The organism is Streptomyces sp. RKAG290 (assembly GCF_023701695.1).
Classification (GTDB): domain Bacteria; phylum Actinomycetota; class Actinomycetes; order Streptomycetales; family Streptomycetaceae; genus Streptomyces.
This window is the reverse complement of the sequence record NZ_JAJOZC010000001.1, coordinates 3335045-3357138: the sequence shown is the minus strand read 5'-3', so window position 1 is coordinate 3357138 and position 22094 is coordinate 3335045. Positions and strand designations below refer to the sequence as shown.

Genomic DNA, 22094 nt, shown 5'->3' with positions numbered 1-22094 from the left:
AGGTTACGCGGTCGGCAGGGAATCGCCCTGCACGGCCTGGATGTCGAGTTCCACCCGCAGCGTCGTGCCGATCGCCGAGATGCCCGCCTGGACCACCTGGTTGTAGTTCATCGCGAAGTCGTCCCGGCGCAGCTCGGCCGTCGCCTTGAAGGCCGCGCGGACGCCGCCCCACGGGTCGGGGCCGGTGCCGAGGTAGCTCAGGTCGAGGTCGACCGGGCGCTCCACCCCGTGCAGCGCCAGCTGGCCGTGCACGGTCCAGCGGTCGGGTCCGGCCGGGGTCAGGGCGTTGGAGCGGTAGGTGATCTCCGGGAACCGGTCCGTGTCGAGGAAGTCGGGGGAGCGCAGGTGCTTGTCCCGCATGCCGTTGCCGGTGTCGATGCTGGCCGCGGAGATGACCGCGTCCACCCGGCACCGCTGGACGTCCTCGGCGATCTCGATCCGGCCGCCGAACTCGGTGAACCGGCCGTGCACGCTGGAGATCCCCAGGTGCTGGGCGACCGCGCCGACCGAGGAGTGCGCGGGGTCCAGCGACCAGGCGCCCGGCGGCGGCAGCTCCACGCCGCCCTGACGGGCCAGCACCACCGTGCCGGCCTCGACCCGGCCGCTCGCCGTGACGAGGGCGGTGGAGGCGGCCGGGGCGTACCCGACCGCTGTGACGATCACGGTGTACGCGCCCGCGGCCAGCCGGGCGTCAGCCCGCACCGCCCCGTCCTCGTCGGCGGCGGCCCGCAGCACCTGCGTGCCGGTCATGTCGGTGACCGTGACGATCGCGTGCTGGACGGCCCAGCCGTCCCGCGTCCGTACCTGTGCGCGAAGTCCCATCCCGTTTTCTCTCCTTGCTCAATGACCCGTCCGTTCACGGAAGCGGGTCACTCAATGAGTCGGGCCCCGGGGCGGGGACGGCAGGCCGTCCCCTGCCTGCCGTCCCCGCCCTCGGGGCCCATTTCCGCCGGCCCGGACAGCCTCTCCGCTAGAAGTGCCGTCCCGCCAGGGGTCATGCCGGTCCGGGTGGTACCCGGAGCCGGTTACTCGCCGGGGTGGGCGAGCTCGATGTCGTGGCCGTCGACCCCGCGGCCGGCCACGGTCAGGGCACCGGCCACCGGCGGGTAGCCGGTCGCGATGACCGAGTACTCGCCCGCGTCCAGGTCGGTGAAGGCGTACGCCCCGTCCTCCCCGGTCGTCGAGTTGGCGATGACGTTGCCCGCCGCGTCGATCAGGGTGACCCGGGCGTCCGGCAGCGGCCGCCGGCCGGAACCGGCCCGCACGACGCCCTGCACGAGTGCGCCGGAGCGCAGTGCCGCGTCGACCCGGGTGACACCCTGGCCGCCGACCTCGACCGGCAGCGCCATCGGGCGGAACCCGGCCGCGTTCACCGCGACGGTCACCGAACCGGGGACCAGCTCACCGAAGGTGAACTCGCCCGCCTGGCCGGACTTGCCGGTGGCCAGCACGTCGCCGCGCACATCGGTGACGATGATCATGGCGCCCTCGACCGGCGCGCCGCCCTCGGCGGCCCGTACGGTCCCGGCCAGGCCGCTCGTACCGGCGAGCAGGATGTCGTAGGCGAGCGGCTCGTCGCCGACCACCACGGTGGAGGCCTGCGGCTGGAAGCCGTCGGCGGACGCGATCAGCACGTACGAACCGGCGCCCGGGGCGTCCAGACCGTAGCTGCCGTCGGCCTGCGCGACCGAGATGCCGAGCTGCCGGCCGCCGAGCGAGATCAGCGTGACGGCGGCCTGGGCGACGGGTGTGCCCTCGGCGCCGCGCACCACACCGCGTACCGCGGTGCCCTGCACGGTCGCCGTCGCGGGGACCTGGAGGGTGTCGACCGCGGTCACGCCGGCCGTTCCCTCGTAGGCCGGCGCGGCGATGGCGGCGGACGGGGCCTCGGTGGTCGCCGTCGCCTCGGCGGGGGCCGGGGCGTCGTTGGCTGCGTTGGTCCGCAACGCGACCTCCTTGATGAAGATCGTGATCAGGAAGGCGAGCAGGGCGGCCGGGGCCGCGTACAGGAAGACGTCACCGACGCCGTGCCCGTAGGCGCCCTCGACGACCGTACGCAGCGGAGCGGGCAGCTTGTCCAGGTCGGGGATGCCCCCGCCGCCGGTGCTCATGGAAGCGCCCTTGGGACCGAGGTCCGTCAGGCCGTCCTTGACGTAGTGGGTGACGCGGTTCGCCAGGACGGCGCCCAGCGCCGAGACACCGATGGCACCACCGAGGGAACGGAAGAACGTGACGACGGAGCTGGCCGAACCGAGGTCCTTGGGGTCGACCTGGTTCTGGGTGGCGAGCACCAGGTTCTGCATCATCATGCCGATGCCGAGACCCATCACGAACATGAAGATCGCGATGTGCCAGTACGTGGTGTCGTACCGGATGGTGCCGAGCATCCCGAGACCGGCGGTGAGCAGGAAGCCACCGCTGACCAGCCAGACCTTCCAGCGGCCCGTCTTGGTGATGATCTGGCCCGAGAGGGTCGAGGAGAGGAACAGACCCGTGATCATCGGGATCGTCATCACACCGGACATCGTCGGCGACTTGCCGCGCGCCAGCTGGAAGTACTGGCTGAAGAAGACGGTGCCCGCGAACATCCCGATACCGACGAACAGCGACGCCAGCGAGGCGAGCGTGATGGTGCGGTTGCGGAACAGCCGCAGCGGGATGATCGGCTCACTGGCCCGGGACTCGGTGAAGACGAAGAGCAGCACCAGGACCAGGGAGCCGGCCAGCATCGCGCCGGTCTGCCAGGACATCCAGTCGTACTTGTCGCCCGCGAAGGTGACCCAGAGCAGCAGCAGCGAGACCGCGGCGCTGATGAAGAAGGCGCCGGTCCAGTCGACCTTGACCTCGCGCTTGACGACCGGGAGCTTCAGGGTCTTCTGGAGCACGATGAGGGCGATGACCGCGAAGGGCACGCCGACGTAGAAGCACCAGCGCCAGCCCATCCAGCTGGTGTCGGTGATGACACCGCCGAGCAGCGGACCGCCGACGGTGGCGACGGCGAAGACCGCGCCGAGGTAGCCGCTGTAGCGACCGCGCTCACGCGGGGCGATCATCGCGGCCATCACGATCTGGGCGAGGGCGGAGAGACCGCCGACGCCTATGCCCTGCACGACACGGCAGGCGATCAGCATGCCGCTGCTGGTCGAAAGACCGGCGACGACCGAGCCGAGCACGTAGATGATCAGTGCTATCTGGACCAGCAGCTTCTTGCTGAACAGGTCGGAGAGCTTGCCCCACAGCGGGGTGGTCGCCGTCATGGCCAGCAGCGAGGCCGTGACGACCCAGGTGTACGAGCTCTGGCTGCCGCCGAGGTCGGAGATGATCTCCGGCAGGGCGTTGGAGACGACGGTGGACGACAGAATCGCGACGAACATGCCGAGCAGCAGCCCGGTGAGCGCTTCCATGATCTGCCGGTGTGTCATCGGCGTGCCGTCGGAGGAGTCGTTCCCTCCGTGCTTGGCGTGGCCGCCCCGCACACCGGTTGGTGTGGTCGTAGCCATTTAAATCCTTGTCTTTGCTTCTGTTACACGGGTGTACGGGTGTACGAGCCGTCGTGGCTGTCGGCCGGCCGGGAGCGGCAGTCGCCGCTGTGCTTCCCAGGGGGGCACCCGCCGGGGCCGCGACAGGAGAAGCTGTCGCGCAGCCGGGCCAACAAAGTGTTGAGCTGTCCGACCTCTTCGTCGGACCAATCCTGGAGATGGTGGGCGAACATTTCGGTGGTCCGGCAGTTCAGGTTGTCGAGCACGCCTTCGCCCGCGGGAGTCAGCCGCAGGATCCGGGAGCGCTTGTCCGCCGGATCCGGGGACCGTTCGATCCAGCCGCGTTCCGCCACGTGGGCGACGTGCCGGCTGGTCACTGACATGTCGACATCGAGGAACTCGGCCAGCCTGCTGATCCGCATCTCGCCGTGCTGACTCAGCAGTGCCAGTACGGCGGCGGAGCCGGCAGGACATTCGGCGGGCAGGATGCGGCCGAGACCCCGTTTCACCGCGCCGATGGCGCTGAGCTGACGGGCCAGTTCTTCGTACTGACTCCGTGCGGCCACGGGACCCCCAGACATCTCGCACCGGTCATCTTGTTGCTTAGGGCAACCATAGAAGCCGTTGGTTGCTGCAGGCAAACGAAAAGCGGCTTGCATAAGTAAAGGAACGCAAAAGGCTGTGTAGGGCGATAGTCAAACCCCCAGCGTGTGCGCTACGTGGGTGGCTGATGTGTCTCGTGCCACACGCGAGGCCGCAGTGGTGCGGGCCTGGTCCGGGCCTCCGTACGGAACCGGTGCGCTCCCGTGCGATGCCGCGACACCACTGAGCGGCGCGCGCTCGCCCTTCGCGCGTATATACGGGGGCCGGGGCATGCGGAGGCGCGGAAGATCACCAACTGGCTCGCAGAGCGCCGGTGTTGTGCGGGCCGGTCCGGGATTCTTCCCGTCCGGGGCACGGTGGACCCGGCGGCTGCCCGCCCTTCGCCCGCGCCTTCTTCACCGGTTCCCCGGCTTACGGTCTCGCGCCTTCACCGCCCTGGGGGTTGGGCGCTTCCGCCGAGTTCGCTAGGGTCCTGGCCCATGGCACACAATCCCCACGCACCGCAGGGTCCCGAGGGTACTGGCGACCCGGCGGGCAACACCCAGATGTTCCGCGCCTTCGTCGACGAGGGCGAGCCGCAGCGCAGGCAGCAGCCCGCGGCCGTGTCGTCCGGACCGAGGACCGGAATGATCGTCGCAGTCGTCGCGGTGATCGTCGTCCTGGGCGCGGTCGCCTGGCTCGCGCTCGGCTGACCGGCCCCCGGTCTCCCTCTCCTCAACCGTCACTTCCAGACGGCGGTGACGTCCCGGGTCTCGATATGCATGCCCAGGGGCACCCGCCAGGCGTCCACACAGACGGTGTACGTCTTCTTCCGCGCCGCTCCCGCGTCGACAGGCGCGGGCAGCGGCGCTGTCGATTCCCGGGTCGCCCAGTCGATCCCCAGTCCGCCGATGATGTGCGTGGCGAAGGTGACGGTGCCCGAGCGCGCCGGTGATCCGCCGGTGTTGCGGAACTCCACGGTCACCTTCTCGCACCAGCGCTCGTCCGCCGCCGCACGCACGGGCGCCCCCACCTTCAGTACCGCCGGCCCTGCGGGCGCGGTGGTGCCGGGGGCCGAGGGGGTAGCCGGGTCGGGCGAACCGCTTCCCGAGCCGGTGCCGCCCCTGAGCCGTCGCCTCCGGCCGCACCACCGCCTCCGGCCGCACTGGACCCGCTGGACCCACCGTTCGCGCCGGACCCGCTGGACCCGCTGGACCCGCTGGACCCGCCGGCCCCACCGGAGCCGCTGGGCGACTGCGTGCCGCCGCTCGCGCTGCCGGCGTCACCGCCTGTGCCGCCGCCTGTGCCGCCCTTGCCGGCGGGGGCGCCGCCCGCCGCGGCGGAGCCCGGCTCCGGGTCCCTGTCCGCGCTGCCGCCGCGCTCGCCGTCCAGCGGGATCAGGGTCACCTTCCCGGTGGGTGCCACCGCACCGGTGGGCGCCTTCTGCGGCCGCGCGCCCGCCGCGCCGACCGCCACGTAGCCGTCACCGCCGTCCGCCCCCGCGCCGCAGGCCGCCAGGGCGCCGCCCAGGCACAGCACGGCCGCCGAGGCGGCGATCACGGTGCCCCGGCGGCCGGTCCGCACGAATGTCTGACGTCGCATCGCGCCAGTGTGGCTGACGGCCCGTCAATTCGGAACCCTTGCGCTGCTGCGCGCGGGTCAGTCGGCGATGAGCCCCTCCCTGAGCTGGGCGAGCGTGCGGGTCAGCAGCCGGGAGACGTGCATCTGCGAGATGCCGACCTCCTCGCCGATCTGCGACTGGGTCATGTTGGCGAAGAACCGCAGCATGATGATCTGCCGTTCGCGCGGCGGCAGTTTGGCCAGCAGCGGCTTGAGCGACTCGCGGTACTCGACGCCCTCCAGCGCCGCGTCCTCGTATCCCAGCCGGTCGGCCAGCGACCCCTCGCCGCCGTCGTCCTCCGGGGAGGGCGAGTCCAGCGAGGAGGCGGTGTAGGCATTGCCGACGGCGAGGCCGTCGACCACGTCCTCCTCGGAGACCCCGAGCGCCTTGGCCAGTTCCGGCACGGTCGGCGAGCGGTCGAGCTTCTGGGCGAGCTCGTCGCTGGTCTTGGTGAGGGCGAGCCGCAGCTCCTGAAGCCGGCGCGGCACCCGCACGGACCACGAGGTGTCGCGGAAGAAGCGCTTGATCTCGCCGACGACCGTGGGCATCGCGAACGTCGGGAACTCCACGCCGCGTTCGCAGTCGAACCGGTCGATCGCCTTGATCAGGCCGATCGTGCCGACCTGGACGATGTCCTCCATGGGTTCGTTACGGCTCCGGAACCGCGCCGCGGCGTAACGCACCAGCGGCAGGTTGAGCTCGATGAGTGTGTCCCGCACATAGGCCCGCTCCGGGCTCTCCGTTCCTTCCGGGCCCGGAGCGGGACCCAGTGCGGCGAGCCGCACAAACAGCGAGCGGGACAGCGTACGGGTGTCGATGGCTTCCGACGAGCTGGTGAGCACAACGGGTGCGGGTGCGCTCTTGGTGAGCGTGAGCACCTTCGAGCTGCCCTGTTCTGCGGACATGCCACCCCCTTGAGGTCGCGGACGGTCGCGGTGGCCGCGACCATCGGAGGAACGCAGCCTCCACCTGAATACCGGAGGGGAGGCAGCGGCAAACGCGGTTCCCGCAGAATGTCACATGTCGGCAACACGCTGTAGTGACTTGTCGACAAGTCTTGGGGGAGTTCGCGCAGTTAACAAGGGGTGTGGGGCATTTGGCCCGGCGGGAGCGCACCGGGGGCTGTTTACCCGATCCGGTTACGCCTCGATCCTGTTTGCGGATCGCAGTCGGGCGAAACTTCTGGCCAGAAGCCTTGACACATGCATCTGCGAGACCCCCAGTTCGGCGCTGATCTGGGACTGCGTCAGATTGCTGTAGTAACGCAGCAGCAGGATCCGCTGCTCGCGTTCGGGCAGCTGGACCAGCAGGTGCCGGACCAGGTCGCGGTGTTCCACCCCGGCCAGCGCCGGGTCCTCGTAGCCGAGCCGGTCCAGCAGGCCGGGCAGTCCGTCGCCCTCCTGGGCAGCCTCCAGCGAGGTCGCGTGGTACGAGCGGCCCGCCTCGATGCAGGCCAGTACCTCGTCCTCGGAGATCTTCAGCCGGTCGGCGATCTCCGCGGTGGTGGGCGAGCGGCCGTGAGCGGTCGTCAGGTCCTCGGTGGCCCCGGTGACCTGGACCCAGAGCTCGTGCAGCCGGCGCGGCACGTGGACGGTCCGCACGTTGTCCCGGAAGTACCGCTTGATCTCGCCGACCACGGTCGGCATCGCGAAGGTCGGAAACTGCACGCCGCGCTCGGGGTCGAACCGGTCGATGGCGTTGATCAGTCCGATAGTGCCGACCTGGACGACGTCATCCATCGGTTCGTTGCGGCTCCGGAACCGCGCCGCGGCGTACCGCACGAGGGGGAGGTTCGCCTCGATCAGTGCCGCCCGGACCCGGCCGTGCTCCGCGGTGCCCGGCTCCAGCCCCTTGAGCTGCCCGAAGAGCACCTGGGTCAGTGCCCTGGTGTCCGCCCCCTGGTCCTGGTGGGCGTGGCGGTGTCGTCGGGCGTCTCGGTCTGGATCGTCTGCACCGGCTGGGCCGGCTGCTCCGTCCGGCTGGGCGGTGCCGTCTGGACGGTCTGCACCGTCTGGACGGTCTGGGGAGGCACTTGAGGCGCGGTACTGGCCGGCACGATGACGCCACCCCTTTGCGGTCAACTTCGGTCAATTCATCCGTCAAAAGCGGTCATAGCATCACAAGACATGTCCACTATGTGCAAGCACCCCATTACGTCGTGTTGACCTCGAATCGGTTTAAACACAAAGAAAAGCCCCTCACCGCAGTGGTGAGGGGCTCGCAGGGCCGAAGCCGTCAGAACGGGTAGTCGGCGATCACCCAGGTGGCGAATTCACGCCACTGACCGGCGGCCGCCTGGTGGGCCGGATGCTCGATGTAACTCTTCAGCGCGGCCTCGTCGGCGACGGCCGAGTTGATGGCGAAGTCGTACGCGATCGGCCGGTCGGTGATGTTCCAGGCGCACTCCCAGAACTCCAGCTCGGGGACCTTGTCCGCCAGTTCCCGGAAGGCCTCGGCCCCCGCGACGACCCGCGGCTCGTCGCGCTCGACGCCGTCGTTCAGCTTGAACAGGACCAGATGGCGGATCATGCGGGTACTCCTACTTCACGAGCTCGGACATGAAGTCGCCGACGCCCTGTGCGGCACTCGAAACGCCTTCGAACCCTACCTGGACGAGATCCGCGGCCCGGGCCGGGGACGTGATGATCGTGTAGAGCACGAAGACGACTATCAAGTAGAGAGCGATCTTCTTCGCTTGCACCATCTGCCCCTGACTCCCCTTCGATCCCCTGTGCAGTCGGGCGAGTCTATCCGCACGAATGGCCGTATCCGCCTGCTGTTTCGATCACTCATTCGGTCTTTAGGGACCAAGGACCCGGCGATCGGGGTCCTTCGCCGGTCCGCACGGCTTCCGCGGGGCGGCAGGATGGATGACGAGCCCAGCGGATGTGGCAGAAATCCGAGGGGCGAGGAACAGGACCTCACTGTGGGGTCCTCGCCGCGGCATCCCCCGATCGCGGCGAGGGCTGGCAGGGCCTGTTCTCATCGGGGGAGGCGGCTTGTCCCCCGACGCCGCCTCCCCCGACCTGATCGTCCGCGCAGCACCGCGGCCCCGGACCGACCTCTGTCGGTCCGGGGCCGCGGTGCTGCGCGTGGGGGCCCTCGCCGGCGCGCCGGCGAAGACCTGCGGGCCCTGATCGTCCTGGCTCCGGAGCTCGCGAGCGCCTCCTACCGGGACGGGCCGATCGACCACGCCTGCGTGGGGGCCGGGGCTGCCCCACGGGCTCGTGGCCGAGGCCCGCCGGATCGGAGACGGAACGCAGTGAAGGGGCAGACCCAAACGGGTCTGCCCCTTCATCTACCTGCGGTAGCGGAGGGATTTGAACCCTCGGTGAGTTTCCCCACACTCGCTTTCGAGGCGAGCTCCTTCGGCCGCTCGGACACGCTACCGAGAGAGAGCTTAGACCATCTCGGCCGTCCTTCGAAATCCGATTGCCCGAGGCGCCCCGCGGACACGCGGAAGCCGGTTCAGCGGTCGCGGAAGAAGGCCGTGAGGCGGGCCGCGCAGTCGGCTTCGAGGACCCCGGCGATCACCTCGGGGCGGTGGTTGAGCCGCCGGTCGCGCACGACGTCCCAGAGCGAGCCGGCCGCTCCGGCCTTCTCGTCCCGGGCCCCGTAGACCACCCGGCCCACCCGGGACTGCACCAGCGCGCCCGCGCACATCGTGCAGGGCTCCAGGGTGACCACCAGGGTGCATCCGGACAGCCGCCATTCGCCGAGCGCGGCGGCGGCCCGGCGGAGCGCGAGGATCTCGGCGTGCGCGGTCGGATCGCCGGTCGCCTCGCGTTCGTTGTGTCCCGTGGCGAGCAGCGCGCCGTCCGGGGCGAGGACGACGGCGCCGACCGGCACATCGCCGGCCGCCGCCGCCAGGTCGGCCTCGTCCAGGGCGCGGCGCATGGCCGCCCGCCACGGGCCCCGTACGGGGTCGTGCGGTGCCTCGTGCGGTTGGTGCAGGCCGTGCGGGTGCGGTGCTTCGGTCACCCGCGGACCTTAACGGACGGTCTCCAGGACCTCGGCCGCTCCCAGCGCGTCCGCGATCTCCACCAATGCGTCCGTGCGCAGCATCAGCAGCTCCGCCTCGGGGAGCCCGAGGTCGGACAGGACCCCGGTCTCTCCCAGCGGGCCTGCCGGTACGGCGTCGGCGTCGGGCTCGTCGTCGTCGGCATCGTCGTCGTGGTCGTTGTTGTCGGGGCGCTCCGGCTCGCCGTCCTCCGTACCGTCGAGGCCGACGAGCTCTTCGAGGGCGGCAATCGAGTCCTCGGCCCCGGGTTCGCGGCCGAGCAGTTCATCGGTGAGCAGGATCTCCCCGTACGAGGAGCGGGCGGCGGCGGAGGCGTTCGAGACGTAGATACGCGGGTCCTCCTCACCGTCCACCCGGATGACGCCGAACCAGGCGTCCTCCTGCTCGATGAAAACGAGCACCGTGTCCTCGTCAACCGAGGCTTCACGGGCCAGATCCGTCAGATCGGACAGGGTCTCCACATCGTCGAGATCCGTGTCGCTCGCTTCCCACCCGTCTTCGGTGCGCGCGAGCAGTGCGGCGAAGTACACCGTGACTCTCCCACTGGTCATAGGGGTGTCGGTCCGGCGGGAGGGCAGTCGGTGGTCCGGCTGCCCTGCGTCCCGCCCATCGGAATCGTGGCAGAAAGGAGGGCTTCGCGAGAGCAGTTCGGCCGTTGAGTCGGCCATCAGTTCTCCCGGACGCGGCCGGCGGGGGGTTCTTCCGCAGGCCGGACGGCTACCAGCGAAACGTCCGCATCCGCATGGCCTGGCGCATTCGGGCGGCCTTGACCCGGCGCGGCTGGACCCGGTCCCGCAGCGCCTTGGCCTCGTGAAGCTCGCGGAGGAACTGGGCGCGGCGCCTGCGGCGCTGCGCGTCCGTCTCCTCCGGATCGGGCGGTTGCGCCCCGTATCCCTGCTGCGCCCCGTCCGACATCGGCTCATCACCCCAATGCTGGGTCCGTATGCCACCACCTTCCCCCCGAACGTGAGGTTGATGCCAGCGCACGGGTACGGAAGGCGCGGCTACTGTGGGTCCCATGCGGATCCACGTCGTCGACCACCCCCTGGTCGCGCACAAACTCACCACCCTGCGCGACAAGCGCACCGACTCCCCGACCTTCCGGCGCCTCGCCGACGAGCTGGTCACCCTGCTCGCGTACGAGGCCACCCGCGATGTGCGGACCGAGCAGGTCGACATCGAGACCCCGGTGACACCCACCACCGGCGTGAAGCTGTCGTATCCGCGGCCCCTGGTCGTGCCGATCCTGCGGGCCGGCCTCGGCATGCTCGACGGCATGGTGCGGCTGCTGCCGACCGCCGAGGTCGGTTTCCTGGGCATGATCCGTGACGAGGAGACGCTTCAGGCGTCCACGTACGCGTCCCGCATGCCGGAGGACCTCTCGGGGCGCCAGGTGTACGTCCTGGACCCGATGCTGGCCACCGGCGGCACGCTCGTCGCGGCCATCCAGGAGCTGATCAAGCGCGGTGCGGACGATGTCACCGCCGTCGTGCTGCTCGCCGCGCCCGAGGGCGTCGAGGTGATGGAGCGCGAGCTGGCCGGGACACCGGTCACCGTGGTCACCGCCTCGGTCGACGAGCGGCTGAACGACCGCGGCTACATCGTGCCGGGCCTCGGTGACGCGGGTGACCGGATGTACGGCACCGTCGACTGAGGGCTGTCCCTCAGCACGCCGCGCGAAGGCGGCCCCGCCCGCTCCGTCCCCTGCTCAGCAGGTGGACGGCGCGGGCGACGGCTTGGTCAGAGCGGTCAGAGCGGCGGCGGCCGCCTTCGGCGTGCTGAACGCCTTGAACTTCGTACCGATGATCAGATCGACGTCCGCCGTCCTGCGGGCGTCGGTCTTCGTCGCGGCCCCCGGCAGCTGGGTGCCGAGTACCGGGAACGTGCCGTTGAGCGCGGCCGGAGCGCCCAGCAGCATGCCGGTCCCGGCGACCTTCTTGTCGTACTTGGCGTCGGCGTTGCCTACCTTGCCGATGGCGAACCCGCGCTTCTTCAGCTCATCGGCGGCCGCCTTGGCGAGCCCGCCGCGCGGTGTCGCGTTGTAGACGTTGACCTTGATCTTCGCGGGCTTCGGCAGGACCTTCGCGGCCGCGGACGGCTTGGCGGACGGGCAGTCCGCCTTGCGGTCGGCGGCGCTGGCCGTTCTGTCGCCGCCCGTGAAGACGTCGATGAGCTGAAGCGTGCCCCATCCGGCCAGCCCTAGGGCGACCACGGAGGCGGTGGCCGCGAGGATCAGTTTGCTGCGGCGGCGGGGGCGCCGCATGCGCGGGTACTTGTCACCCGTGATGCGGTACTTTCCGCCCATGCCGGGGGGAGTGAGCATGCTCATGGGCGCAGCGTAGTGCGACCTGGTGATGATGCCTACTAAATGATCAATGGATCGCACCCGTACGAGTGCGAAAACACCCGAACGAACCCCGCAGGAGCCTTGCAGGGCGCGGGATCAGCCCATTTCGAGTACGCGGGCGTGCAGTACCTGGCGCTGCTGGAGCGCGGCGCGGACCGCGCGGTGCAGCCCGTCCTCCAGGTAGAGGTCGCCCTGCCACTTCACGACGTGCGCGAAAAGGTCCCCGTAGAAAGTGGAGTCCTCGGCGAGAAGCGTCTCGAGGTCCAGCTGGCCCTTGGTGGTCACGAGCTGGTCGAGGCGGACCGGGCGCGGCGCGACATCCGCCCACTGCCGGGTGCTTTCCCGGCCGTGGTCGGGATAGGGCTTCCCATTTCCGATGCGCTTGAAGATCACACGGAAAGCCTACCGGTCAAGAGCCTCCGGGCGCAGCCATGGAGGGGGACTGCGATGCTGACGTCAACGGCATAAAACCGCCCATTGCGGAATTGGGGTCGTGATGAGGGAGAGCGACAGCGCGGGCGGGGGCGCACCCGGTGGTGCGGGGGGTGGTGCGAGCGGTGTCGGTGCGAGCGGTGGCGCGGGCGACGACCCACGCTGACGTGCCGGGCTGTTGGTCGGGTCGGCCCCGGCCCGCGCGGCGTGTTCACAGCCGGGGCCGGGTGCTCCCGCCCCGACCACCCGGCGTCTTCCCCGCCGCGGGCCGGGTGCTCTCCTCCCGCCCCGGGTCAGCCGGCGGCGTGCTTCGCCTGCTTGGCGGCCTGTTTGGCCTCCTGCTTGTACGCGCGGACCTCCGCGAGCGACTCGGGTCCGGTGATGTCGGCGACCGAGCGGTGCGAGCCGGCCTCCCCGTACGCCCCCGCCGCCTCCTGCCAGCCCGGCGGCCGGACGTCGAACTGCTTGCCCAGCAGCGCGAGGAAGATCTGCGCCTTCTGGGTGCCGAAGCCGGGCAGGGCGTTCAGCCGTTTCCGCAGCTCGGCCCCGGTGGCCGCGTCCTTCCATACGGCGCCCGCCTCGCCGTCGTACTGCGCCACGAGGAACTGGCACAGCTGCTGTACACGCTTGGCCATGGAGCCGGGATAGCGGTGCAACGCGGGTTTGGCGGTGAAGAGTTCGACGAACGCCTCGGGGTCGTACGTGGCGATCTCATGGGCGTCCAGATCGTCCCCGCCCATGCGCTGCGCCAGGGTGTACGGGCCGGAGAAGGCCCACTCCATCGGTACCTGCTGGTCCAGCAGCATGCCCACCAGGGCGGCGAGAGGACTGCGCCCGAGGAGCGCGTCCGCCTCCGGCTGCTGGGCGATCCGCAGGGTGATGTGCTGGCCCTTGTTGCTGTTGGTCATGCCCCGATCATCGCCAGCGCGGGGGGTGACGGCCAGCACAATCACCGCCGTAGCGCTGTTTGCAGCCGTTTGCCGCTGTTTTCCGTTCGTTTCCGTTCGCGGGAGCGGACCGTGGACCGCAGTCCCCGTACGCCTGCTCACCAGGCTCCGTGGTGGGCCACCCCCAGGACGAGGGAGGCGACGGCCAGTGCCAGGAAGAAGCCGGCCAGTCCGTAGCCGTGGTCACGGGCGCGCAGATGGACACCTATGGCGCCGAGGAAGAACAGCGTCAGCCCCACGGCGGCGGCCGTGCCGATCAGCGGGACGGCGAAGCCGACGAGGAGCCCGGCGGCCCCCGCCGCCTTGAGCATGCCGAGCCGGAAAAGCGAGGAGGCGGGCACACCGGCCTTCTCCATGTTGACGAGGATCGGTTCGTAGCGGCGGAAGTCGAGCACCGCGGACATGGTGTTGAGCGCGGCGGCCAAGGCGGTGACCACGACGTAGGAGATGAACAGCATGATGAGTTCCCGTTCTCGTTTCTCGGGTTGCCGTGCCGGTTTCGGGTGCCGGTTTCGGGTGGCGCGACGGCGCGACGGAGCGGTCGTGCGGCGGCGCGACGGTGGTGGTGCGGCGGGGCCTCGGGGCTTCTCAGCCGAGGCCGGCGGGCGGCAGCTTGTCGGGGTTGGCGATGTTGTAGATGTCGCTGACCTGCTCGCCGTCCGGGGTCAGGTCGAGGACCATCACGGCGAAGGGGGCGTCGCCGCTGAACAGGACCGCGGCGGGGTCCCCGTTGACCTGGCGGTAGGCGATCTCCAGGCCGTCGCGGTGGGACGCGCGGGAGATCAGCAGCCGGGCGACGTTGTCGCGGCCGTGCACCGGGCGCGGGCCCGCGATCGCGGACTTGCCGCCGCCGTCGGCCCAGAGGGTGACGTCGGGGGCGAGCAGCCGCATCAGGGCGGCCATGTCCCCGCCGAACACCGCGTCCAGGAAGTGCTCGGTGGCCTGCCGGTGCAGCAGCGGATCGGGGCGGTAGCGGGGCCGGCGGGCCTGCACGTGGTCGCGGGCGCGGTGGGCCAGCTGGCGCACCGCGGCGGGGCTGCGGCCCAGGATCTCCGCCGTCTCCGTGTGTGCGTAGCCGAAGACCTCGTGCAGGACGAAGACGGCACGCTCCAGCGGGGTCAGCGTCTCCAGGACGACGAGCATCGCCATCGACACGGACTCCGAGCGCTCCGCCCGGTCGGCGGTCTCGTCCTCGGTGGGCGGCGGGGTGTCGGTGGTCGAGACGAGCGGCTCGGGCAGCCATGTACCGACGTACGTCTCACGGCGGCGGTTGATGGCCGCCTGCCGGGAGAGGGCCTTGTTCACGGCGATCCGGACGAGGTAGGCGCGCGGGCTCTCGATCGGCTCCGCGCCGGTCGCCTCGTTCCGGGCCGTCCAGGAGAGCCAGGTCTCCTGGAGGATGTCCTCGGTGTCGGCGACGCTGCCGAGCATGTTGTAGACGAGCGAGAACAGCAGCTCGCGGTGGTCGACGAACACCTCGGTGGCGCTGCCGGAGCCCGTTCCGGGGCTGGGGCCGGGTTCGGTGCCGGGGTGAGGGCCGGGGTCGGACATCAGGTGCCTCCTGTCGCGGTTACACCCTGAGACTGCTGCCGGGGCGCGAGTGTGACATCGGACCTGGGCCTGGACAGGTGGGTCGGCCTGGGGCCCGGGACCGGTGGGCGGGCCTGGGGCCCGGCGCCAGGGCACGCAGACGAACGACCCTAGCCACCCAGACGGTCCGCACGCTTCCGGAGGTAACGGGCCTCGGGGATGCTCAGGGTGCCGGCGGCTGCCGCGTGGTAGGCGGCGCGGGCCCCGGCCGTGTCGCCGGCCCGTTCCAGCAGGTGGGCGCGGACCGCGTCCAGCCGGTGGTGGCCCGCCAGCCGGTCCGCGAGCGCGTCGACCTCGGTGAGCCCGGCCTGCGGCCCGTGCACCATCGCGACGGCGACGGCCCGGCCCAGTTCGGCCATCGGCTCGGGGGCGAGGCGCACCAGGACGTCGTACAGCGCGAGGATCTGCGGCCAGTCGGTGTCCTCGGCGCGGGGGGCCTCGTCGTGCAGCGCGGCGATGGCCGCCTGCACCTGGTACGGCCCGGCCGGTCCCTCGGCCAGCGCCTCCTCGACCAGCGCCAGGCCCTCGGCGACGGCCGACCGGTCCCAGCGGGTGCGGTCCTGCTCGTCGAGCGGGATCAGTTCGCCGTGCGGACCCGTGCGCGCGGCGCTGCGGGCGTCGGTCAGCAGCATCAGCGCCAGGAGCCCGGTCACCGCGCCGTCCCGGGGCAGCAGCCTGCGCACCGAACGGGTCAGCCGGATCGCCTCCCGGGCCAGCTCGGCGCGGTGCAGGGCGCGGCCGGACGTCGCCGTGTAGCCCTCGTTGAAGATCAGGTAGAGCACCTGGAGCACGGCGGTGAGGCGGCTGTCGCGGTCGGCGGGTCCGGGCTGGACGAAGGCGGCGCCCCGGATCTTGCGCTTCGCACGGCTGATCCGCTGCGCCATGGTCGCCTCGGGGACCAGATGCGCCCGGGCGATCTCGGCGGTGGTCAGTCCGCCGACGGCCCGCAGGGTGAGCGCGATCTGCGGCGCAGGGGCCAGCTCGGGATGGCAGCACAGGAAGAGCAGGGTCAGGGTGTCGTCGTCGGACGGTGCCCGGCCGCCGCCGCCCGGCACCGGCTCGTCGGGCGGCGGCGTGGTGAAGGCGTCCCGCGGGGTGAGCGCGGCCGCCGCCTCCTCACGCGCCCGCCGGGCGTCGTCGCTCCGCAGCCGGTCCACGAGCCGCCGGGAGGCCACCCTGATCAGCCACCCGCGCGGATTGTCCGGCACCCCCTGCTCCGGCCACTGCCGGGCGGCGGCGAGCAGGGCCTCCTGCACCGCGTCCTCGGCCGGGTCGAAGTGCCCGTAACGCCGTACCAGCGCGCCGAGGACCTGCGGGGCGTGCAGCCGCAGCAGGTCCTCGACCTCGGTCGTACGTCTCACACATCGCCTCCGCCGTCGTTGATGGGCCGGATCGCCACCGGTCGCACGGGCGCGCCGGCCGGCGTCGGACACTGCGCGATGCGCGCGGCGATCTCGGTGACCCGTTCCAGGCTCTCGCAGTCGAGCACCCAGTACCCGGCGAGCAGCTCCTTGGTCTCCCCGTACGGACCGTCGGTGATCACGGGACGCCCGTCCTCTCCCGTGTGGACGAACCGGGTCCTGGCGGGCTCGTCCAGCCCGTTGGCGTCGACGAACTCTCCGGTCTCGGCGAGATCGTCGTTGACCGCGCCCATGAACGCGAACATCGCTTGCACGTCCTTGTCGCTCCAGGCCGGGTTGCCCTCGGTCGCCTTTCCCCGCATCGCCTCGTAGTCGGTCTGCGTGCCCTGCACCATCACCAGGTACTTCATGGTTCCGCTCCTTGTGTCCCTGCCGTCCCTCGTGGGCGGCTCTCACAGGGGACGTCGGAACCGGGTGACGGTTCTCGACACCGCGCCGGGGGCGTTTCCGTAAGCCCGGAAGATTTCCCGGAACGGCCCAGACCCGGACCGAGGCGCATGCGTCGCGCCCGTCCCCCGTGGCCTCCCGTCCGCCCCTCTCCGATCAGGCCGGCACCGGCGTCTGCGACGGCGTGACCGATACGGGCTCCGGCTCCGGCGACCGGCGCGCGGCGCGGCGCTCGGCCTGGGGAAGGTGCGCGACCACGTGTGCGTGGAAGCGGTCCACGGCGTCGTCGACGCTGCGGATGAAGCCGGATTCGGCGTTGCCGCGCGAGCCGCCCATGCCCTTGAAGAGGGAGAGCCGGAACCCGGCGATCCTGCTGCCGTCCTTGGGGAGCATGTCGCCCGGCTCCGGGCGCAGGCGTTCCAGAGTGCCGCGTGGACCGCTGTGCCCCTCGACGAGCGTCTCGACGTGGAGGTCGGCAGGGGCCTCGGCCAGCTGTCGCATCAGGCGCTTGGCCGAGGTGAGCGGGTAGGCCCCCTCAGGCACCGGGATCTCCAGCGAGGTACGCAGCTTCCCCGTCCGCAGGTCGGCGGTGATCGTGACGATGCCGGGCGAACCGTCGATGCGCAGTTCGGCCGTGAGCCGCCCCTGCTCGCAGAGTTGGTCGGCGAGGGCCGCCCGCCGCGACCGCGGAGTGGTGCCGCGCTGGGCGCGCTGCACGGGGAGGGCCTTCTGGCCCAGTTCACCGCCGATTCGCAGACAGACCTGACGGATGAGCCGTTCCCAGCTCTCGACGACCTCGACGGCCCGCGGATCGCCCTGGCAGAGCGTCTCCGTGTCGATGCCGTTGCGTACGGGAACCCATGAGGGGCCCATGTTCTGGAAGCCGTGACAGCCGGAGTTCTCGTGCTGGAGGTAGTGCAGCAGCTCCTGCAGGAGCCAGGCGTGAGCGGCGTTGCCGACACCCTCGTGCCGGATCAGCATGTGGGCCTGGTGGGCCACCTCCGCCCAGGACAGGTGCCATAGCGCGACCTTGTGCTTGCGCCGTCCGTCGGTCTTGACGTCGACGAGCGGACTGCCCTCCAGGGCAACGTCGTTGGACAGGGTGATCACGGCCTCGTAACCACGCCGGGCGGCGATGTCCATGTAGTTCTGGACCTGCTCCGACTTGAGCGCGTTTCCGTTCGTCTTCGTCTCGACGAGGGCGGTCCACAGCTTGCCCGCCCGCTCCACCCGGATCACGCCGTCCGGACGTTTGGGGGTGTCCCCGTGCGGGAGCGAGACCTCCGTGAAGGTCTGCATGCGGCCGGCCGGAGCGCCGAAGGCGGCTGTCAGCCGGCGCCCGAACTCAGGTACCTGCGCCATCACCGACAGCAGGACGGAGGTCGCCCGCACCTCCCGTTCCTTGTCGCTCTTGAGCGTCGGGGCGGGGAACAGCCGCGCGGGCTTCCACGCGTCGTTCTCGGCCAGCGACTTCTTGACCACGGCCGGGAGCGTCACCTTCTTCTTCGCGGTCCGGGGGCCGCGGGTGCGCCTGGCCGGGGCCGTCGCCGGGGCCGTGCCGTCGGCTTCGCGGACCGGCTGCCGGGGGAGGGGGACCGGCTGACCGGCGAGTGCCGGCTCAGCGGGCTCGGCCGGGCGGGGTGAGAGGCCGTCGGCGACATCCGGCGCGCTCGGTGGCTCCGCCGCTTCCTTGTGATCCCCGGAACCGCCCTCGTTCCCGTCGGCGCGCACCTCCTCGCTCGCGCCCGAGTCTTCGCCCTCGCCCTCGCCCTCGCCTTCGTCATCGACGTCGATACCGAAGTCCGTGGCGAGACCTGCCAGGCCGGTCTCGTAACCCTGGCCGATGGCCCGGTACTTCCACTCGGTGCCGCGTCGGTACAGCTCACCGAAGATGAAGGCGCTCTCCACCCCGGCATCGTCGATCGAGAACTCCAGCAGGACCTCTCCGGTGCGGTCGGCGACCGTCATCCGCAGATCGTCCAGTTCGCCGAAACGGGAGCCGCCGTAGCGGCTCGCGGCAACGACGAGGCGTTCGACGTCCGGGGCCACGGCCGTCAGGTCGAGGCTGATGCGGTCCTCGCTGCCGCTGGCCGTCGGCGTCTTGCCCAGCAGTTGCACGCTGCCGTCGGACGCGGCCGGGTTGTTGTAGTAGAAGAAGTCCGCGTCACTGCGGACCTTGCCGTTGCCGTCCAGCAGCAGGACGGACACATCGGCGTCGCCGTCCCCCTCGTTGCTGCTCCAGCTCAGACTTGCGATGACCGATCCGGCGTCGTCGCTCAGGTCTGCCAGTCCGACGTTGGCACCCTTGGTCATCTCTCGCATGCGGTCCCCCCAGACGCGCGGCCGCGTCGGGAAGCGCCCTGGCAACGGCAGCAGTTTGATCCGTGACACAGCGCAATCCGCTGCTCACGAGGAGAACGGTAGCGCCCGGAAGGAGTGGGTGTGAAGGAACCGTGAAGTCCGGATGGGTGCTGCACGGACCCGCGCGCGAGCACGTGCCACTCGGGCGTCGGCTCCGGCGCGCGGCGCCAACTGCGTCCCCTGGGCTACGGGCGTCGGCTCCGGACGATGACGTGCCGCTCGGGCCGGCAGTGCCCGGGTCGTACGCTCAGGTCTCGAGGTACCGGCGAGCGATCAGGGGGCAGTGGTGGCATTCGGCAGGAGCAGGAAGACCGAGGAGCCACCGGTGGAGCAGGTGCCGTGGGCGAACGTCCGTACCTTCGTGGTGAGTACCGAGGAGAAGCCGGTGACCACCAAGCGGAAAAGGGGCGTTCACGGGCCGCGTGCGGTGCGCGTCCCCAAGGGTGGCAAGGACTTCCGGGTCAACGCCCCCTGCGCGTACCTCGCCCCCGCCCCGCGTCACGCGGCCGACCCGTCCGCGGGCGGCCTCACGCTGTACGAGGATCCGGCGGCGCAGCGGCTGCTCTGCTACGTGGACGCGGCCCAGGAGGTGGGCGGGGAGCGGCATCATGTGGTCCGCGACGAGCGGGGCGCGGAGCTGGGTACGTTGCGCCGGATACCGCCGAGGCGGCCCTTCCGGCACACCTGGCGCATCGATCAGCCCGGACGCCCCGAGATCGTCGGGCGCAACGAGTGGGCGGCCGGTGACTCCGCGAAGGAGGCCGTCGGGCGCGTCGCCGTCAAGGCGGCCATCGGGCTGGTGGGGGCGCTCGCGGACTTCGGCGCGGAGGGCGGTGATCAGCCGTACCGGCCGCGGACGCTCGAGTGGTGTGCGGAGGGCGAGGTGGTGATGGTCTCCGAGGGCAGTGTGGAGGTCACCGTGAAGGCGGACTGGGTCGACCGGCGCCTGGCGTTCGCCTTCGCCCTCGTGGGCGACCGCTGACGGCGTTGTCCCGGCACGTGCGGCGACCGGTGTCCCGGGCTGGGGCCGGGCGGCGGTAGGGGCACACCGCTACGAGGAACGGGGCAGGGTCTACGGAATGGAGCTCGCCAAGAAGGCAGCCACCGGCGACCCGGACGCACAGATCGACCGGACCGACTACCGCGTGGCCCTGGAGGAGCAGTTCGGCGCGGACCGGGCACCCGCCATCGCCGCGGCCTATCCCGTCAGCGCCTTCGACGACTCACCGGCACTCGCTCTCGCGGCGGCACTCACCGACGGCAACTGGGCCCGCCACTCCCTCGACAGCGGCCGCGCCCTGGCCCGCCACGTGCGCACGTACTTCGCCCGCACGGGCAGGGCGGACTGGAAGCCCACGACTCCGCAGGCACCCAACGCGCAGGCCCTCGCAGGGGGGGGGGGGGGGGGGGGGGGGGGGGGGGGGGGGGCCGGGAGCCATTCACCCGGTGGACTTCGCCAAGGACCACCACGAGGACTTCTGGAAGCCCTGCGTTGAGCGTCATCCGCCGGTGCCGGGCCCTTCAGCCCGTGCCGGCGACGCGTCGCCGCCGGTGCGGGGCGGGGACCGGGTGTCTGAGGAGCCCCGGCCTGAGGAGCAACAGCCCGGCCACGCACACCACCGCGGGTACGGCGACGGCGGGCACCGTCCACCCCGGGATGCCGATCCACGCCGCGGGCAGGCCCACCCCGAAACTGACCGAGGCGATGGTGATGAGCACCTGCTTGCCGTACGGATTCCAGGCGAAGGGCCCGAAGTCGCATCCCGGCAGGACCGAGCACGAGGGGCGGGGCGCGGGGGAGGCTCCACCCGGCCCGGATGACGGACGAACGGCGAGCGTCCCCGCGCGCAGGTGTGCCCTGCGACTGGCGTGCTACGGGTGAACCTGCCGGCATCACGGCGCGCCGGGGGCCGGGCGACGGCACGCTGCTGAGGTGAGGAGCAGCGGGGGATGCGCCATCCGCCCCGGTGGAGCCTGCGGACGCGGATCGAGGGGGGCGCTTCGATGACATCCAGTGGAGCAGGGGCATCAGGGCAGGCGCGTGCGACGGGTGACTCCGTCGGCGTCGGCGGCGTCAGCAGTGTCGGCAGCTTCGAGATGCGGGGGAAGGGCGCGGAGGGCCCCGCTGCACCTGTGGTTCCGGTGCAGCCACGCCACCCGCCCGGTGAGGGACGGCAGCGCCCGGTGCCCCGCCATGTCGCGTGCGTGATGGACGGGAACGGCCGGTGGGCGCAGCAACGCTCGCTGCCACGTACGTCAGGACACCGGGCGGCGGAGACTACGGTGATCGAGGTCATCGAGGCGGCGCGGTCAGCAGGCGTCGAGTGGCTCAGCCTGTACGCCTTCTCCACCGAGAACTGGCGACGGCCGGGCGAGGAGATCGACTTCCTGATGCGACTGGTGCGCCGCGTGGTGCGCAAACACGCGGCGCTGCTGTACGCACGCGGCATCCGGTGCCGGCTCCTGGGAGCGGAGGACCCCAGGATCCCCACCCCCCTGGCCCAGGACTTCGCCGACCTGACGACTCTCACGGAGAACAATCGGGGCATGACGCTGACCGTGGCGTTCGACCACGGCGGGCGGCAGGACATCGTCTCCGCGGCACGCTCCCTCATCCGTGCCGGGGTCTCCGCCGATGCCGTCGACCAGGCGAGCTTCGCCGCGCACCTGCCCGTCCCCGACACGCCTGACGTGGACCTCGTCATCCGCACCTCCGGCGAACAGCGCATCTCCAACTTCATGCTCTGGCAGGTTGCCTACGCCGAGTGGATCTTCCCGCCGGTGCTCTGGCCCGATTTCCGTGCGTCGCACTTTCTGGAGTGCCTGCACGACTACCGAAGCCGCGACCGCCGCTTCGGCGGCGTGACGTCGTAAGCGAACGGAGAGCACCAAAGGTGAAGGACACG

24 protein-coding genes, 1 tRNA gene and 1 pseudogene are annotated in these 22094 nt (G+C 71.1%); 4 read left to right on the top strand and 22 right to left on the bottom strand.

Annotated features, from left to right (window positions below):
* Positions 1–3: 3 nt before the first annotated feature.
* The 3 genes from LNW71_RS14570 to LNW71_RS14560 form a co-directional block, all read right to left on the bottom strand.
* Entirely contained in the window at positions 4–822 is an 819-nt protein-coding gene (locus LNW71_RS14570) for a YceI family protein (protein ID WP_250968616.1), read from the bottom strand.
* 203 nt (positions 823–1025) lie between these two features.
* Entirely contained in the window at positions 1026–3500 is a 2475-nt protein-coding gene (locus tag LNW71_RS14565) for an MFS transporter (RefSeq protein ID WP_250968615.1), read from the bottom strand.
* Between the two features lie 23 nt (positions 3501–3523).
* A complete protein-coding gene (locus LNW71_RS14560; protein ID WP_250968614.1) occupies positions 3524–4045 on the bottom strand; it encodes a MarR family winged helix-turn-helix transcriptional regulator in 522 nt (173 codons plus the stop codon).
* 516 nt (positions 4046–4561) lie between these two features.
* Here LNW71_RS14560 and LNW71_RS14555 point away from each other — a divergent pair.
* Positions 4562–4774: a hypothetical protein gene (locus LNW71_RS14555; RefSeq protein WP_250968613.1), complete on the top strand. Its 213-nt coding sequence runs from the start codon at positions 4562–4564 to the stop codon at positions 4772–4774.
* 29 nt (positions 4775–4803) lie between these two features.
* On the opposite strand, the gene LNW71_RS36495 is transcribed toward LNW71_RS14555, so the two are convergent.
* The 10 genes and pseudogenes from LNW71_RS36495 to LNW71_RS14510 all read right to left on the bottom strand — a co-directional run bounded on the left by LNW71_RS36495 (position 4804) and on the right by LNW71_RS14510 (position 10618).
* A complete protein-coding gene (locus LNW71_RS36495; protein WP_308294489.1) occupies positions 4804–5082 on the bottom strand; it encodes a hypothetical protein in 279 nt (92 codons plus the stop codon).
* A 14-nt stretch (positions 5083–5096) separates the two neighbouring features.
* Complete coding sequence (locus LNW71_RS14550; RefSeq protein WP_308294488.1) at positions 5097–5663, bottom strand: hypothetical protein; 567 nt, start codon at positions 5661–5663, stop codon at positions 5097–5099.
* Between the two features lie 57 nt (positions 5664–5720).
* The gene (locus tag LNW71_RS14545; RefSeq protein ID WP_250968612.1) at positions 5721–6587 is read right to left on the bottom strand and encodes an RNA polymerase sigma factor SigF; all 867 of its coding nucleotides are present in this window, start codon (positions 6585–6587) and stop codon (positions 5721–5723) included.
* 234 nt (positions 6588–6821) lie between these two features.
* Positions 6822–7738, bottom strand: a pseudogene (locus LNW71_RS14540) (RNA polymerase sigma factor SigF).
* Between the two features lie 179 nt (positions 7739–7917).
* Positions 7918–8211 carry a Dabb family protein gene (locus LNW71_RS14535; RefSeq protein WP_250968611.1) on the bottom strand — a complete coding sequence of 98 codons (294 nt, stop codon included), beginning with the start codon at positions 8209–8211 and terminating at the stop codon, positions 7918–7920.
* Positions 8212–8221: 10 nt separating this feature from the next.
* Positions 8222–8386, bottom strand: coding sequence for a hypothetical protein (locus LNW71_RS14530; protein WP_164494166.1), 165 nt, complete (start codon positions 8384–8386; stop codon positions 8222–8224).
* 601 nt (positions 8387–8987) lie between these two features.
* Positions 8988–9072: transfer RNA gene (locus LNW71_RS14525), tRNA-Ser, on the bottom strand.
* 78 nt (positions 9073–9150) lie between these two features.
* Positions 9151–9663, bottom strand: coding sequence for a tRNA adenosine(34) deaminase TadA (gene tadA, locus LNW71_RS14520; RefSeq protein ID WP_374119413.1), 513 nt, complete (start codon positions 9661–9663; stop codon positions 9151–9153).
* Between the two features lie 9 nt (positions 9664–9672).
* Positions 9673–10233, bottom strand: a complete 561-nt coding sequence (locus tag LNW71_RS14515; RefSeq protein WP_250972004.1) for a hypothetical protein — start codon at positions 10231–10233, stop codon at positions 9673–9675.
* Positions 10234–10420: 187 nt separating this feature from the next.
* A complete protein-coding gene (locus LNW71_RS14510; RefSeq protein ID WP_250968610.1) occupies positions 10421–10618 on the bottom strand; it encodes a hypothetical protein in 198 nt (65 codons plus the stop codon).
* Between the two features lie 103 nt (positions 10619–10721).
* On the opposite strand from LNW71_RS14510, the gene upp reads away from it, so the two are divergent.
* Entirely contained in the window at positions 10722–11357 is a 636-nt protein-coding gene (gene upp / locus LNW71_RS14505; protein WP_250968609.1) for a uracil phosphoribosyltransferase, read from the top strand.
* 54 nt (positions 11358–11411) lie between these two features.
* Here upp and LNW71_RS14500 read toward each other — a convergent pair whose 3' ends face one another.
* The 8 genes from LNW71_RS14500 to LNW71_RS14465 all read right to left on the bottom strand — a co-directional run bounded on the left by LNW71_RS14500 (position 11412) and on the right by LNW71_RS14465 (position 19140).
* Positions 11412–12008, bottom strand: coding sequence for a LytR C-terminal domain-containing protein (locus LNW71_RS14500; protein WP_250972003.1), 597 nt, complete (start codon positions 12006–12008; stop codon positions 11412–11414).
* A 138-nt stretch (positions 12009–12146) separates the two neighbouring features.
* Entirely contained in the window at positions 12147–12443 is a 297-nt protein-coding gene (locus tag LNW71_RS14495; protein WP_073727519.1) for a type II toxin-antitoxin system VapB family antitoxin, read from the bottom strand.
* Positions 12444–12775: 332 nt separating this feature from the next.
* Positions 12776–13390: an HhH-GPD-type base excision DNA repair protein gene (locus LNW71_RS14490; RefSeq protein WP_250968608.1), complete on the bottom strand. Its 615-nt coding sequence runs from the start codon at positions 13388–13390 to the stop codon at positions 12776–12778.
* Positions 13391–13527: 137 nt separating this feature from the next.
* Positions 13528–13887 (bottom strand): DoxX family protein, encoded by a 360-nt coding sequence (locus LNW71_RS14485; RefSeq protein WP_250968607.1) that lies wholly within the window; start codon positions 13885–13887, stop codon positions 13528–13530.
* A gap of 130 nt (positions 13888–14017) precedes the next feature.
* Positions 14018–14980, bottom strand: a complete 963-nt coding sequence (gene sigJ / locus LNW71_RS14480) for an RNA polymerase sigma factor SigJ (RefSeq protein ID WP_250968606.1) — start codon at positions 14978–14980, stop codon at positions 14018–14020.
* A gap of 149 nt (positions 14981–15129) precedes the next feature.
* The gene (locus LNW71_RS14475) at positions 15130–16380 is read right to left on the bottom strand and encodes an RNA polymerase sigma factor (protein ID WP_250968605.1); all 1251 of its coding nucleotides are present in this window, start codon (positions 16378–16380) and stop codon (positions 15130–15132) included.
* A complete protein-coding gene (locus LNW71_RS14470) occupies positions 16377–16790 on the bottom strand; it encodes a YciI family protein (RefSeq protein WP_250968604.1) in 414 nt (137 codons plus the stop codon). Before LNW71_RS14470 ends, LNW71_RS14475 begins: the two co-directional genes overlap by 4 nt.
* A gap of 193 nt (positions 16791–16983) precedes the next feature.
* Positions 16984–19140 carry a TerD family protein gene (locus LNW71_RS14465; protein WP_250972002.1) on the bottom strand — a complete coding sequence of 719 codons (2157 nt, stop codon included), beginning with the start codon at positions 19138–19140 and terminating at the stop codon, positions 16984–16986.
* Between the two features lie 373 nt (positions 19141–19513).
* Between LNW71_RS14465 and LNW71_RS14460 the strand changes: the two genes are divergently transcribed.
* The gene (locus tag LNW71_RS14460) at positions 19514–20170 is read left to right on the top strand and encodes a hypothetical protein (protein WP_250968603.1); all 657 of its coding nucleotides are present in this window, start codon (positions 19514–19516) and stop codon (positions 20168–20170) included.
* Positions 20171–20709: 539 nt separating this feature from the next.
* Here LNW71_RS14460 and LNW71_RS14455 read toward each other — a convergent pair.
* On the bottom strand, positions 20710–20907 hold the full coding sequence (locus LNW71_RS14455; RefSeq protein WP_250968602.1) for a hypothetical protein: 198 nt from the start codon (positions 20905–20907) through the stop codon (positions 20710–20712).
* Between the two features lie 378 nt (positions 20908–21285).
* Here LNW71_RS14455 and uppS point away from each other — a divergent pair, with 378 nt between their 5' ends.
* The gene (uppS, locus tag LNW71_RS14450) at positions 21286–22062 is read left to right on the top strand and encodes a polyprenyl diphosphate synthase (protein ID WP_285802669.1); all 777 of its coding nucleotides are present in this window, start codon (positions 21286–21288) and stop codon (positions 22060–22062) included.
* The last annotated feature ends 32 nt before the right edge of the window (positions 22063–22094 follow it).

What these genes read in the sequence shown, in the direction of transcription:
- LNW71_RS14570 (WP_250968616.1), bottom strand. Translation starts at nt 822, where the DNA reads ATGGGACTTCGCGCACAGGTACGGACGCGGGACGGCTGGGCCGTCCAG.
- LNW71_RS14565 (WP_250968615.1), bottom strand. Translation starts at nt 3,500, where the DNA reads ATGGCTACGACCACACCAACCGGTGTGCGGGGCGGCCACGCCAAGCAC.
- LNW71_RS14555 (WP_250968613.1), top strand. Translation starts at nt 4,562, where the DNA reads ATGGCACACAATCCCCACGCACCGCAGGGTCCCGAGGGTACTGGCGAC.
- LNW71_RS14550 (WP_308294488.1), bottom strand. Translation starts at nt 5,663, where the DNA reads ATGCGACGTCAGACATTCGTGCGGACCGGCCGCCGGGGCACCGTGATC.
- LNW71_RS14545 (WP_250968612.1), bottom strand. Translation starts at nt 6,587, where the DNA reads ATGTCCGCAGAACAGGGCAGCTCGAAGGTGCTCACGCTCACCAAGAGC.
- LNW71_RS14535 (WP_250968611.1), bottom strand. Translation starts at nt 8,211, where the DNA reads ATGATCCGCCATCTGGTCCTGTTCAAGCTGAACGACGGCGTCGAGCGC.
- LNW71_RS14530 (WP_164494166.1), bottom strand. Translation starts at nt 8,386, where the DNA reads ATGGTGCAAGCGAAGAAGATCGCTCTCTACTTGATAGTCGTCTTCGTG.
- LNW71_RS14510 (WP_250968610.1), bottom strand. Translation starts at nt 10,618, where the DNA reads ATGTCGGACGGGGCGCAGCAGGGATACGGGGCGCAACCGCCCGATCCG.
- upp (WP_250968609.1), top strand. Translation starts at nt 10,722, where the DNA reads ATGCGGATCCACGTCGTCGACCACCCCCTGGTCGCGCACAAACTCACC.
- LNW71_RS14500 (WP_250972003.1), bottom strand. Translation starts at nt 12,008, where the DNA reads ATGGGCGGAAAGTACCGCATCACGGGTGACAAGTACCCGCGCATGCGG.
- LNW71_RS14490 (WP_250968608.1), bottom strand. Translation starts at nt 13,390, where the DNA reads ATGACCAACAGCAACAAGGGCCAGCACATCACCCTGCGGATCGCCCAG.
- LNW71_RS14485 (WP_250968607.1), bottom strand. Translation starts at nt 13,887, where the DNA reads ATGCTGTTCATCTCCTACGTCGTGGTCACCGCCTTGGCCGCCGCGCTC.
- sigJ (WP_250968606.1), bottom strand. Translation starts at nt 14,980, where the DNA reads ATGTCCGACCCCGGCCCTCACCCCGGCACCGAACCCGGCCCCAGCCCC.
- LNW71_RS14470 (WP_250968604.1), bottom strand. Translation starts at nt 16,790, where the DNA reads ATGAAGTACCTGGTGATGGTGCAGGGCACGCAGACCGACTACGAGGCG.
- LNW71_RS14465 (WP_250972002.1), bottom strand. Translation starts at nt 19,140, where the DNA reads ATGACCAAGGGTGCCAACGTCGGACTGGCAGACCTGAGCGACGACGCC.
- uppS (WP_285802669.1), top strand. Translation starts at nt 21,286, where the DNA reads ATGCGGGGGAAGGGCGCGGAGGGCCCCGCTGCACCTGTGGTTCCGGTG.